Here is a 12,849-nt window from a genome sequence, read left to right as displayed (position 1 = left end):
CAAGATACGTCATTAATTCTATCAACTTCAATCATTTTCATCAAAGTAACCCGCTTCTACAAGACTGGTAAATCTATTATCACCGATTATAATATGATCCAATAAATCTATCCCTAAAATCAAACCACACTCCTTCAACCTCATTGTTGTTATGATATCTTCTTGTGAGGGCGTTACATCACCGGATGGATGATTATGAACTGCGATGATTGCATTGGCATTTTCTCTCACCGCAATACTAAAAATTTCACGTGGATGTACAATCGAACTATTTAATGTACCTTTAAAAACACAGGTTTCTTTAATCACTACATTTTTTGAATTTAACAATAAAATGACAAAATGTTCTTGTGTTAAATCTTTCATTGTTGGAATCATATAATCAGCAACATCACTTGGTTGCGTTATTTTTATACGATTATTTTCAGCTCTTCTCCCCATCCTTTCCCCTAACTCAAATGCTACTTTTAAAGTAATTGCTTTTTGTAATCCAATCCCTTTAACTTTTATCAAATCGTTAATTGAAGATTTTTTCAATTCATTCAGATTCGAAGCAGATTTAAGCAGTTCATTACTAATGTCTATGCTCGAGAATCCTTTTCTTCCGGTGTTAATTAATATAGCTAATAATTCTGTATTCGAAAGACTTTTTGCACCATGGCTTAACAAACGTTCTCTTGGCATTTCTGAAGTTACCATTTCTTTAATTTTCAAAAATATACGCCTCCTAAAAATTGATGGATATCATTATAAAAAAGTGAATTGATAAAAAAGGAAATAAATATAAATGGAACAAGGGGTAATAGTTTAATCGGCTTAAATATCATGGTAATTAAAGCAACTAAACCAGCAATGACAAATGTAAATAAAATGACATAAATAGTGAATTGGAGAGGGAAAAACAAAGAAAGTGCAGATATTAGTAAAACGTCACCATAACCAATATATGCCCGAAATAAAAAGTAGAATATATGCGTGGTCATACTAATAATGATAAAAGCTACTGGATAAATCATACTTAACGAGAGAGAAACGATACAATAAATTATAATTAAGCGACAATCTAACATTAAAGAAGTGATATCGGTCATAGTAAAAATAAGCAGAAAAACATATGTAGTTATAAATAGCGTAGCATTTACGTATGTGAAATCATACTTAATAAAGACGATAGGTATTAAAGCAAAGGTTTCCCCTAAGAAATGTGTTAGGGAAATACGCTTTCGACAGTTTCGACATCGCCCTTTTAATAATAAAAAACTAATAATCGGCATTAATTCATACCATTTGAGTGACGAATTACAATAATCACATTTCGATCTTCTATGTAAATAATCAAATGACGTTTCTTCTATAGATATAAATTGATATAGAAAACTAAAAATACAACTGCAACTATAAGATAACAATACTACCAAATGACAACCTCCTTATGTAAATTATAGTTAGTTATTACCAAAATGTAAATATACACTATTTTTCAAGAATTGAACCGCTTTTTCATTTAAATTTTTCAATATTGCTAAGCATAATTGATGGATACTTTAACAACCCATTACTGCTCGGCAAAATTAATAATGGCAAGAAATTGAACCTTATAAACACATACGATTTAGAGCATAAAAAATAACCATGAAGCTCTACCTATTGATTAAATAGATTCTTCATGGCTATTTTAGTTTTAGTTTTATAATGCTTCAAAGTCTAATTTTGATTTAACTTCACTTATGAAATACAGACTACCGGTAATTACTAATGTATCACCTTGATAATTTTTTATAAATTCAACGTAGTCATCTACTAATTGTATTTCATCATTTTCAATACTACCTACAATTTCTTCTTTGCGTAACGCTTTCGGAAAATCAAATTCAGTTGCATAAAACGTATGCGCAATTAAACTTAAATGTTTGACCATCTCGTTAATCGGTTTTCCGTTTATTGCTGAGAACAAAATATCTACTTTTTCTTTATCATGGTACTGTTTAATTGTATCAATTAGAGCATCTATACTCTCTGAATTATGTGCGCCATCCAAAATGATTAAAGGTTTGTCATGCACCTGCTCAATACGTCCAGTCCAACGAACTGATTCAATACCGTCTATCATCTTATTGAAATCTAATTCAATTAATCCTTGTTCATTTAATTCAATAAGAGCTGTTATGGCTAATGCAGCATTTTGTTTCTGATGTTCACCTAACATGCTTAAAATGATTGTTTCTAATTCATAATCTTTATAACGGTAAGTAAATTCATCATTTTGCGATACAACAACAATTTCTCTATCTAATTCAATTGGCTTTGCATGTTGTTCAATTGCGCGTTCACGAACATATTTTAATGCATCTTCATTTTTAACAGCATATATCACTGGAACGTTAGGCTTTATAATCGCGCCTTTATCCCTAGCAATATCTAGATAAGTACCACCTAAAATATCTGTATGGTCTAGACCGATACTAGTTAAGATTGATAAAACCGGTGTAAAGACATTTGTCGAATCGTTCTTTATACCCAATCCAGCCTCAACAATGACAAAATCAACAGGATGTATTTCACCAAAATATAAAAACATCATCGCTGTGATTATTTCGAATTCAGTTGCAACACCTAAATCTGTTTCACGTTCCATCATTTCACTTACTGGTTTAATACGTGATACTAATTCTACAATAGCGTCATTTGATATTGGCACACCATTTAGACTAATTCGTTCATTAAATGTTTCAATAAACGGCGACGTAAATGTACCTACTTCATAACCATTTTCAACTAAAGCTGTTCTAAGGTAAGCAACTGTAGAGCCTTTACCATTTGTGCCACCTACATGAATACCCTTAATGTTATTTTGAGGATTATTAAATTGTGCTAGCATCCATTCCATACGTTTAACACCTGGTTTGATGCCAAATTTAGTTCTTTCGTGTATCCAATACAAGCTCTCTAGGTAATTCATTGTTACTAACTCCTATGCTTTTAATTGTTCAATTCTTGCCTTCACACCATCATATTTTTCTTGATAATCTTGTTTTTTACGTTTTTCTTCATTTATAACCTTTTCAGGTGCTTTACTTACAAAGTTTTCATTAGAGAGCTTTTTATCTACTCTATCTAATTCGCTTTGAAGTTTAGCTAATTCTTTTTCCAAACGGCTGATTTCCTTATCCATATCAATTAGCCCTTCTAATGGTAATACCACTTTACCTGCAATTACAACTGATGTCATTGCTTTCTCAGGAATTTCCACGTCAGTGCTAATATTTAAGGTACTAGGATTACAGAATTTGATTAAATAATCTTTGTTTTGTGATAAAGTTGTTTCAATTTCTTTATCTTTAGCTTGAATTAAAATAGGTATTTCTTTAGACAATGGCGTATTTACTTCTACACGTGATTGTCTTACAGATTTAATGATTTCAACAAGTTGTTGCATTGTTTGTTTACTTTCTTCAAAAATCAATGATTCACGCACTTCTGGCCATGAAGCTTTAACAATTGTGTCACCTTCATGTGGTAAACTTTGCCATATTTTCTCTGTTACAAATGGCATGAATGGATGTAGCATTCTCATAATATTGTCTAAAGTATAACTCAATACTGAACGTGTAACTTGTTTTTGTTCTTCATCATTACTATTCATTGGAATTTTACTCATTTCAATGTACCAATCACAGAAATCATCCCAAATGAAATTATATAATGCACGTCCAACTTCGCCGAATTCATATTTGTCACTTAAATCAGTAACTGTTGCAATCGTTTCATTTAAACGTGTTAGAATCCATTTATCTGCTAATGATAAGTTACCACTTAAATCGATATCTTCAACTTTAAAGTCTTCACCGATATTCATTAAACTGAAACGTGCCCCATTCCAGATTTTATTGATAAAGTTCCACACTGACTCAACTTTTTCAGTTGAGTATCTTAAATCATGTCCTGGAGATGAACCTGTTGCTAAGAAGTAACGCAAGCTATCAGCACCGTATTCGTCAATAACATCCATTGGATCCACACCATTACCTAATGATTTACTCATCTTACGCCCGTCTTCAGCACGAACTAAACCGTGTAATAATACATCATTAAATGGACGACGATCTGTAAATTCTAAGCCTTGGAATATCATGCGTGCTACCCAGAAAAAGATAATATCGTAACCTGTAACTAAGGCATTTGTTGGGTAGTATCGTTTAAAGTCTTCACTTTCTAAATCAGGCCAACCTAACGTAGAGAAAGGCCATAAAGCACTTGAGAACCACGTATCTAATACATCTTCATCTTGTTGCCAATTTTCAATATCAGTTGGCGCTTCTTCTCCAACATATATTTCGCCTGTTTCTTTATGATACCAAGCCGGAATTTGATGACCCCACCATAATTGTCTTGAAATCGTCCAATCTCTAATATTTTCCATCCATTGGTTAAATGTATGTTCGAAACGTTGCGGATAAAAATCAATACGATCATCTGTTTTTTGGTTATCTAATGAACGTTTCGCTAAGTCTTCCATGCGCACAAACCATTGTGTTGATAAATATGGTTCAACAACAGCGCCAGATCGTTCTGAATGACCTACAGAATGAACATGATCTTCAATCTTGATAACTAAATCTTGTTCTTTTAAATCTTTAACTAGCTGTTTACGACAATCAAAACGGTCCATACCTTCATATTTACCCGCTTTGTCGTTCATTTTACCATTTTCATCCATAACGATAATATTTTCTAATTGATGTCTTTGACCAATTTCAAAATCATTAGGGTCATGTGCTGGTGTCACTTTCATAGCACCAGAACCGAAGTCTATATCAACATACTCATCTGCTAAAATAGGCAGTTCGCGTCCTACGATTGGTAATATAACAGTTTTACCGATTACATCTTTGTATCGTTCGTCATTAGGGTTAACAACAATCGCTGTATCACCTAACATCGTTTCTGGTCTTGTTGTTGCAATTTCAATAAAACCTTCACCATCAGCGTAAGGATATTTAAAATGATAAAACGCACCTTGAACATCTTCATGTATTACTTCAATATCAGATAAAGCTGTACGTGCTTTAGGATCCCAATTTATAATACGTTCGCCACGATAAATAATTCCTTTATTGTATAAATCAACAAAAACTTTTTTAACTGCTTTACTTAAACCTTCATCTAAAGTAAAACGTTCTCTACTATAATCTAAACCTAGACCTAATTTAGCCCATTGCGCACGAATAAATGACGCATACTCTTCTTTCCAATCCCATGCCTGTTCTAAAAACTTTTCACGACCAAGATCATATCTAGTTATTCCTTGTTCATTTAATTTAGCTTCTACCTTTGCCTGTGTCGCAATACCAGCATGATCCATACCTGGTAAGTATAACGTATCGTATCCTTGCATACGTTTCATACGTGTAATGATATCTTGTAAAGTCGTATCCCATGCATGTCCTAAATGTAATTTACCAGTTACATTTGGTGGCGGGATAACAATTGTATATGTTTCTTTTGATTTATCTTCTGACGGTTTAAAATAACCATTCTTTACCCATTCTTCATAACGTCCCGCTTCAACTTCACGAGGATCATATTTTGGTTTCATTTCCATTTGCTATACCTCCTAAAAAAATAAAAATATCCATCCTATATACAAATAGGACGGATATTCCGTGGTACCACCTATATTCAAGAAGGATGTTTAATATCAAATTCACTCTTTTAACATAATTGGAATAATCATACCAATACTATCATCGTGAAATTTGAAATGCTTCATCTCTTCAAGCACTCTAGATTATGATTAACGCTCAAACACGTCTTAGCCTACTATTAATCACGTTCAGCTAAGATACTCTGTGGGCTACCTTCAGTAAAAATCATTTACATACTCACACCAAATCATATGCTCTCTTTAAAATAATTTGAACTTACTCTTCCCAAATCCTATATTAAACTCTTAACTTATAGTATAATGATTGACAAAATAAGTCAATGTATAGGTGGGAATAAAATGAATGAATGCGCATTTGGTACTAAAGATCCAGTCTACTTAAACTATCATGATCATGTATGGGGACAACCGCTCTATGATAGCAAGGCATTGTTTAAACTTTTAGCATTAGAATCACAACATGCTGGGCTATCTTGGTTAACTATTTTAAAAAAGAAAGAAGCCTATGAAGAAGCATTTTATGATTTCGAACCAGAAAAGGTAGCACAAATGACCGCTCAAGATATCGACCGCTTAATGACTTTTCCAAATATCGTTCATCATCGTAAAAAATTAGAAGCAATTGTTAATCAAGCTCAAGGGTATTTAAAAATTGAACAAGCATATGGTAGTTTTAGTAAATTTTTATGGTCTTATGTAAATGGTAAGCCTAAAGATTTGCAGTATGAACATGCTTCTGATCGTATCACAGTTGATGATACTGCAACACAACTATCTAAAGATTTAAAACAATACGGGTTTAAATTTTTAGGTCCAGTAACAGTATTTTCGTTTTTAGAAGCAGCTGGTTTATATGATGCACATTTAAAAGATTGTCCATCAAAGCCTAAACACAATTAATTTGCTATAGCATCATAAAGTAAACGAGACATCATCTATTTTTAACTAATAGACTGTCTCGTTTTTTGATGTGAAAATTTATTCAAATCATAAGTTAAAGTTCCAAGTTAATGCACTGCTAATATTAGATATCTTAATCTAAAAATAGATGTACAACCTTTGCTTAAACCTTAATAATGAATTCTATCCTAAGCATAAATCAACTTAAATGGATGATAGTTTCTAATCTTCACGCTTATTCGAACGATATTTTAAAAAGTAATTAATTCCTGGTGCAATAATAAATAGGATGAAAAAGATTCGGAAAATATGATAACTCGTAATCATAGCAACATCGGCACCAGTAGCTAATGCAACTAAAACTATCTGATTAACCCCTCCTGGTGCTGCACCAAGAAACAATTCATTAATAGGATTATTATCAAAGAAATGTATGACATAAACCATGATTAGCGCACCAATTATCAACATAATATTTTGAATTGTAATTGCGATTGCTAGTCTACCTTTTAAATCTGACAATAAATGCGCAATTTGAACTCCAATTCTAATCATATATATTAGTTGTGCCATGTTCAACAACCAATGATCTAGTGTAAATGTTAAACCTGTAGAAAAATTCCAAACAATTAATACAATGAGTGGTGCTAATAATTGAAATGTTGGAAACTTTATTTTAGACATAATTAGATAAACTATAAAGATAGCTATCGCTAAAATAACTATTTGCCCTATGTTTAATACTTGTGATAAAGGCAAGACTTTTGTTAACTTTCCATTCGCATGCATGTTACCATCATGAAAAAAATATGAAATGAACGGTACTAAAACAACAACAAATATAATTCGTGATGTTTGCGTTAAGCTAACAACTAACAAATTAGCACGTTTGTCTTGTTCAGCCATGACCAGCATTTGTGTTAGTGCTCCTGGTATAACACTTAAAATAGCTGTTTCTGTATTAATACGTGCAATTTTTTTAAAAATAAATGCCATTACTATTGCAATTAATAATATCGAAATAGATACAACAATAATCGAAAGCCAATTGTCTTTAATATCCATAACGACATTTTTCGTAAACGTTGATCCGATTTGCACACCTAATAGTACAATACCTAATTCACTAAGTAAGAATGGCCATTTAATATCAAGTTTGAAAACTTTTACACAAATGATTGATGCGATAATAGGACCAAACATAAATGGGAGTAATACGTGCGATGAATACAGTAGAATACTAATAAAAAATGATAAAACGAACACAATGAAATTATTTCTATATATCATTGTCATGTTTTCCACTTCTTTCAATAAAAAATAAAATGACTAAATTGCTGCTTGAGCTTCACGTTTGTTAAGATAACAATATCCGCTAGCAGTTTTGACTACAAAGCATATATGGACTTTCACTATCAAGTCGCCGCCCATGCCTGATATACATTTAAAAAGAGCCTGAACAAAGTTCAGGCTCTCAATTTGTCCGTATATTTATTTTACAATACGACTTAAAGCCGTATCAAATGCTTGAATCGTTTTTTCAATATCTTCTTTCGTGTGTGCCGTAGATAGGAATGTACCTTCAAATTGAGATGGTGGTAAAAACACACCTTCTTTTGCCATTTCTCGATACATTTCTGCAAATAATTTCAAATCACTTTTATTCGCTTGTTCAAAATTAGTTACAGGTCCTTCATTTAAGAAATAACCAATCATTGAACCTGCTCTATTTACAGTTATTGGTACATTGTGTTTAGCAAATACACGCTTTAAACCGTCTTCAAGTATATCGCCTAACATATTAAAATACTCATATGTCTCTGGCGTTAATTGGCTTAACGTTTCATAACCACTTGTCATTGCAAGAGGATTTCCTGATAACGTACCCGCTTGATAAATATTTCCTAATGGTGCTATATGATCCATGATTTCTTTTTTACCACCAAAAGCACCTACAGGTAGTCCTCCACCGATAACTTTTCCTAAGCAAGTTAAATCTGGTGTCACACCAAAGTAACCTTGTGCACAATGATAACCGACTCTGAAACCAGTCATTACTTCATCGAAAATTAGCAATGCGCCGTATTCAGTCGTAATATTTCTTAATCCCTGTAAAAAACCTTCAATCGGCGGTACGACACCCATATTACCAGCAACAGGTTCTACGATTACACCAGCAATATCGTCTCCAAATTTTTCGAAAGCGATTTTAAGTGCATCTAAATCATTGTATGGAACTGTAATTGTATTTTTAGCAATACCTTCAGGCACACCAGGAGAATCCGGCAATCCTAATGTTGCCACCCCAGAACCAGCTTTGATTAATAACGAATCACTATGACCATGATAGCAACCTTCAAATTTCACAATTTTATTTCTTCCAGTATAACCACGTGCTAATCTTAAAGTATCCAATGTAGCTTCTGTACCAGATGACACCATACGCACTTTTTCTATTGAAGGTACTCGGTCAATAACGAGCTGCGCCAATTTATTTTCAAGTAATGTTGATGCACCAAAACTTGTACCTTTATCAATTGCTTCATGTAAATGACTAATAACTTGAGGGTCTCTATGTCCTAAAATAAGTGGCCCCCAACTTAGTACATAGTCGATATACTCGTTACCATCGATATCATAAATTTTTGAACCTTTACCGTGATCCATAAAAATTGCTGGTGTATCTACTGATTTAAATGCGCGTACTGGACTATTTACACCACCAGGCATTAAAGTTTCAGCAACCTTCATTGCTTCTTCTGATTTCGTATATCTCATAAAGTAAATTCCTCCTATAGTTTATGGAAAATCATACATATAAAACCTTATTTATCTAAATAGCGACAAATGTCCTTTGCAAAATACGTAATAATCATATCAGCACCTGCACGTTTCATTGAAACCATTTGTTCCATAACGACACGTTCTTCATCTATCCAACCATTTTGTGCCGCTGCTTTAGTCATACTATATTCTCCACTCACATTATATGCAACAACTGGAACATTCGTATGATTTTTAACATCTCGAACTATGTCTAAATAACTTAGAGCAGGTTTAACAATCATCATGTCGCACCCTTCTTTAAGATCACTTTCTAATTCACGAAGTGCTTCCAAACGGTTAGCAGGGTCCATCTGATACGTTTTTCTATCCCCAAATGATGGCGCTGAATCTGCTGCATCTCTAAAAGGTCCAAAGAAACTTGATGCATACTTGACACCATAACTCATTATAGGAATATTGTAATAGCCGGCTTCATCTAATCCACGACGAATTTCAGCAACAAAACCATCCATCATATTACTTGGCGCAATAATATCAGCACCAGCTTCCACTTGAGAAATTGCTGTTTTAACAAGCAGTGGCAATGATTTATCATTGTCAACGTCATGTGTATGGTCATCAATCACGCCACAATGACCATGATCAGTATATTCACATAAACAAGTGTCTGCAACAATTAATAAGTCATCATACATTTTTTTAGCAATACGTGTTGCCTGTTGAATAACACCATCGTGAATGTATGCACCAGTACCTATATCATCTTTTGAGTTTGGAACACCGAAAAACATAATGGCACGTATGCCTAAGTCATAAGCTTCTTTTAATTCACTTTCAAGTAAATTCAAACTGATTTGGTATACACCTGGCAATGACTTAATTTCTTTTTTCACATCGTCTTTTTCAACTACAAAAATTGGATATATTAAATCTTCTTTTCTTACATGATTCTCTCTAACCATATCTCTCATTGTCGCTGATGATCTCAATCTTCTATGTCTATCAAATTTCATTTTTAGCCCCTACTTTCTAAAATCTTTTCAATTAGTGATTCGAGTGTTTGAATTTCTGCAATTGTTACTGGTTGTTGATATGATTTAATGGTCCGTGCTGTTTGTTCTCCAATAGCAAAATACGACTTGAATTTTGGTACAAATCCTTCATTAAAATAATAACGTACTGCCGACGAACTTGAAAATGTTAATGCATCGATTTGTTGATGTTCTATCATTTCTTTAACATCTTGTATATTTTGTTTGTTAGGCACTGAAGTATATAAATCTATTTTAACAACTTCATTATCTTTAGATAACGCTGCTAATAACAATGGTCTCGCCAATTCACTCGAAGGCAAAAGTATTTTTTGGTTAGTTTGATTAAATGATTTTAAAAATCCTTCTTGAGAAAAGTCGTTTGGCATAAAATCAACTCGAATGCCAAGTGATTCACAATATTGCGCTGTCTTACTTCCTATCACAGCAATGTTATCAACATTAATTCCTTTTAGATATTTATAAAAGAATTTCACAGCATTTTTAGATGAAAAAATAAGCCAGTCATAGCGTTGATTTAACAAATGAATATCAAAATTTAGTGGCTTTATATCAATAAAGGGTTTGTGAATAATTGATACTAAATCACTTTGCATGTCATTTGTTTGTGTCATAACTACAACTGGCTTCATATTTAAACGTCACTCCATTATTTAATGTTGTTCATTTAAGCGTTTTATAATTTCATAAGCACCTTGCTCTTTTAATTTGTTACTCACTGTTTTGCCTAACTCAACCGGATCTGTTCCGTTCATTGTATATTCAAATCGTTCTTTACCATCTGGGGTCATAATTAAACCTGTAAATTCGATTTCTTTTTGATCTGAGATTGTAGCATATCCTGCGATTGGCACCTGACAACTACCATCCATTTCTGCTAAAAACGTTCGTTCAGCAGTCACACATTTTGCAACCTCATCATTATGTACTTTGCTTAATAATGTTAATAGTTCTTCATCGTCACTACGACATTCTATCCCTAAAGCACCTTGTCCGATTGCAGGTAACAATGTATCTCTATCAAGATAAGATGTTACAATATCATCTGACCAGCCCATTCTTCTTAAACCAGCTGCAGCTAAAATAATCGCATCATAATCTTCAGTTTGTAACTTTTCTAATCGTGTATCTATATTACCTCTAATCCATTTAATCTCTAAATTAGGATACTTAGATAATATTTGTGCACCACGACGTAATGAACTAGTACCAATAATACTGCCTTCTGGCAATTGGGATAGTGGTGTATGTGTTTTAGAAATATACGCATCAAAAGGTAATTCTCTATCAGGGATACAACCTAATGTTAAACCTTCCGGAATTACACTTGGTACATCTTTAAGCGAGTGTATTGCCATATCGATATTTTTTTCAAAAAGTTCATGTTGTATTTCTTTAACAAATAAGCCTTTGCCTCCGACTTTAGACAATTGCTTATCTACTATACGATCGCCTTTCGTGACAATTTCTTTAATTTCAATTTCTAGATTTGGCTCGACAGCTTTTAATTTATCAATAAATTGCTGGCTTTGTGTTAAAGCTAATTTACTTCTTCTGGAGCCAACGACTAATTTACGCATGTTCAATTCCTCCTAGGAACGGATTGCTCTAGATTATTTTCTCAATTCACAAAATGTGTTGCAAAAAATAAATTAATCATATTTAAGCAAAATAAAATAATGTTATAGTATATTAAATACCTTGAATTCAACCATTTGTTGATTCTAAGCAAAATATAACTTCCATATAATACTGTAATAATTGAAGAGAGTATTACCTTCGGGTCAATGAATATACGTTCACCAACTGAAATTACACCCCACTGTGTACCTAAAATAATACTAAATATGAGAATTATCCACCCACTTAACGTTGAGTAAAACACAATTGATTCAAGTGTAGCAACGCTACCTATTCTAAAGTATTTTTGATCAAAACGTTTTTCCTTCAAATTACGGTATTGCATGATATACAGTAATGCATTGACAAAAGCTAAGGCAAAGAAGACATAACTTAACACAGCTAGACCGATATGGACTAACAGTAACTCGTCTACAACAGCAATTTTCTGAACCTTATTAGTATAATGTGTCGGTTGAAATGTATTCATCCCTAAAAGTGTTAGCCCTATTAAATTCAAGAAAAACACAGAGAAATTCAAAACTTTGATAAGGTTAAGAATTAAAGAGATTGAAATAATCAGCCAACTTAAAGTATAGAATACATCTGAAATAGACCCTAATGGAATATGTCTAGTTTGTATAATAAAAATAGATAAAGAGATTGTTTGTAAAACCCAAACAATCCCCAATAAATATATGCCTAAACTTCTAATCTTATGACTTTTTTGGACAAAATCATAAAAATAGCAAATGATACTGATTAAGTATATTAATAATATAATTTCATTGAATCGAATAAACAGGTTTTCTTGCATATTATCAC

The 12,849-nt window shown here is 32.7% G+C and carries 12 protein-coding genes and 1 other annotated feature; of the genes, 1 reads left to right on the top strand and 11 read right to left on the bottom strand.

From position 1 onward, the window contains the following. Positions 1–27: 27 nt before the first annotated feature. From radC to IDG66_RS08800, 4 genes are all read right to left on the bottom strand, one after another. Positions 28–714: a RadC family protein gene (gene radC, locus IDG66_RS08815; RefSeq protein ID WP_043859480.1), complete on the bottom strand. Its 687-nt coding sequence runs from the start codon at positions 712–714 to the stop codon at positions 28–30. Beyond that, entirely contained in the window at positions 711–1,418 is a 708-nt protein-coding gene (locus tag IDG66_RS08810) for a prepilin peptidase (RefSeq protein WP_000261115.1), read from the bottom strand. Before IDG66_RS08810 ends, radC begins: the two co-directional genes overlap by 4 nt. Positions 1,419–1,687: 269 nt before the next feature. Beyond that, on the bottom strand, positions 1,688–2,959 hold the full coding sequence (locus tag IDG66_RS08805; protein ID WP_001108346.1) for a bifunctional folylpolyglutamate synthase/dihydrofolate synthase: 1,272 nt from the start codon (positions 2,957–2,959) through the stop codon (positions 1,688–1,690). A gap of 12 nt (positions 2,960–2,971) precedes the next feature. Then, positions 2,972–5,602, bottom strand: a complete 2,631-nt coding sequence (locus IDG66_RS08800; protein ID WP_000425353.1) for a valine--tRNA ligase — start codon at positions 5,600–5,602, stop codon at positions 2,972–2,974. Positions 5,603–5,645: 43 nt separating this feature from the next. Next, positions 5,646–5,947, bottom strand: a binding site (T-box leader). Positions 5,948–6,004: 57 nt separating this feature from the next. Between IDG66_RS08800 and IDG66_RS08795 the strand changes: the two genes are divergently transcribed. Beyond that, positions 6,005–6,565, top strand: a complete 561-nt coding sequence (locus tag IDG66_RS08795) for a DNA-3-methyladenine glycosylase I (protein ID WP_001001237.1) — start codon at positions 6,005–6,007, stop codon at positions 6,563–6,565. A gap of 222 nt (positions 6,566–6,787) precedes the next feature. On the opposite strand, the gene IDG66_RS08790 is transcribed toward IDG66_RS08795, so the two are convergent. The 7 genes from IDG66_RS08790 to ccsA are packed head-to-tail and all read right to left on the bottom strand — an operon-like array spanning position 6,788 to position 12,841. After that, the gene (locus IDG66_RS08790; protein ID WP_000178003.1) at positions 6,788–7,861 is read right to left on the bottom strand and encodes an AbrB family transcriptional regulator; all 1,074 of its coding nucleotides are present in this window, start codon (positions 7,859–7,861) and stop codon (positions 6,788–6,790) included. A 33-nt stretch (positions 7,862–7,894) separates the two neighbouring features. Beyond that, positions 7,895–7,996 (bottom strand): hypothetical protein, encoded by a 102-nt coding sequence (locus IDG66_RS08785; protein ID WP_001788970.1) that lies wholly within the window; start codon positions 7,994–7,996, stop codon positions 7,895–7,897. A 60-nt stretch (positions 7,997–8,056) separates the two neighbouring features. After that, complete coding sequence (gene hemL, locus IDG66_RS08780; protein WP_001270867.1) at positions 8,057–9,343, bottom strand: glutamate-1-semialdehyde 2,1-aminomutase; 1,287 nt, start codon at positions 9,341–9,343, stop codon at positions 8,057–8,059. Positions 9,344–9,390: 47 nt separating this feature from the next. After that, positions 9,391–10,365, bottom strand: a complete 975-nt coding sequence (gene hemB / locus IDG66_RS08775) for a porphobilinogen synthase (RefSeq protein WP_000667126.1) — start codon at positions 10,363–10,365, stop codon at positions 9,391–9,393. A 2-nt stretch (positions 10,366–10,367) separates the two neighbouring features. Further along, positions 10,368–11,036 carry a uroporphyrinogen-III synthase gene (locus IDG66_RS08770; RefSeq protein WP_000805950.1) on the bottom strand — a complete coding sequence of 223 codons (669 nt, stop codon included), beginning with the start codon at positions 11,034–11,036 and terminating at the stop codon, positions 10,368–10,370. A 21-nt stretch (positions 11,037–11,057) separates the two neighbouring features. Continuing rightward, entirely contained in the window at positions 11,058–11,984 is a 927-nt protein-coding gene (hemC, locus tag IDG66_RS08765) for a hydroxymethylbilane synthase (RefSeq protein WP_001230226.1), read from the bottom strand. A gap of 41 nt (positions 11,985–12,025) precedes the next feature. Next, complete coding sequence (gene ccsA / locus IDG66_RS08760) at positions 12,026–12,841, bottom strand: cytochrome c biogenesis protein (protein ID WP_001157329.1); 816 nt, start codon at positions 12,839–12,841, stop codon at positions 12,026–12,028. Positions 12,842–12,849: the final 8 nt, after the last annotated feature.

Origin of the sequence: Staphylococcus sp. EG-SA-18, assembly GCF_017151825.1 — a bacterium.
In the GTDB taxonomy this organism is placed as follows: domain Bacteria; phylum Bacillota; class Bacilli; order Staphylococcales; family Staphylococcaceae; genus Staphylococcus; species Staphylococcus aureus.
The sequence above is the reverse complement of the archived record's forward strand: the minus strand, read 5'-3'. Positions and strand labels throughout refer to the sequence as shown.

Bases quoted from the DNA above. Each gene is read 5' to 3' on its own strand.
- ccsA (WP_001157329.1), bottom strand. From the start codon at position 12,841: ATGCAAGAAAACCTGTTTATTCGATTCAATGAAATTATATTATTAATA.
- hemC (WP_001230226.1), bottom strand. From the start codon at position 11,984: ATGCGTAAATTAGTCGTTGGCTCCAGAAGAAGTAAATTAGCTTTAACA.
- IDG66_RS08785 (WP_001788970.1), bottom strand. From the start codon at position 7,996: ATGGGCGGCGACTTGATAGTGAAAGTCCATATATGCTTTGTAGTCAAA.
- hemL (WP_001270867.1), bottom strand. From the start codon at position 9,343: ATGAGATATACGAAATCAGAAGAAGCAATGAAGGTTGCTGAAACTTTA.
- IDG66_RS08805 (WP_001108346.1), bottom strand. From the start codon at position 2,959: ATGAATTACCTAGAGAGCTTGTATTGGATACACGAAAGAACTAAATTT.
- IDG66_RS08790 (WP_000178003.1), bottom strand. From the start codon at position 7,861: ATGACAATGATATATAGAAATAATTTCATTGTGTTCGTTTTATCATTT.
- IDG66_RS08800 (WP_000425353.1), bottom strand. From the start codon at position 5,602: ATGGAAATGAAACCAAAATATGATCCTCGTGAAGTTGAAGCGGGACGT.
- hemB (WP_000667126.1), bottom strand. From the start codon at position 10,365: ATGAAATTTGATAGACATAGAAGATTGAGATCATCAGCGACAATGAGA.
- IDG66_RS08770 (WP_000805950.1), bottom strand. From the start codon at position 11,036: ATGAAGCCAGTTGTAGTTATGACACAAACAAATGACATGCAAAGTGAT.
- IDG66_RS08795 (WP_001001237.1), top strand. From the start codon at position 6,005: ATGAATGAATGCGCATTTGGTACTAAAGATCCAGTCTACTTAAACTAT.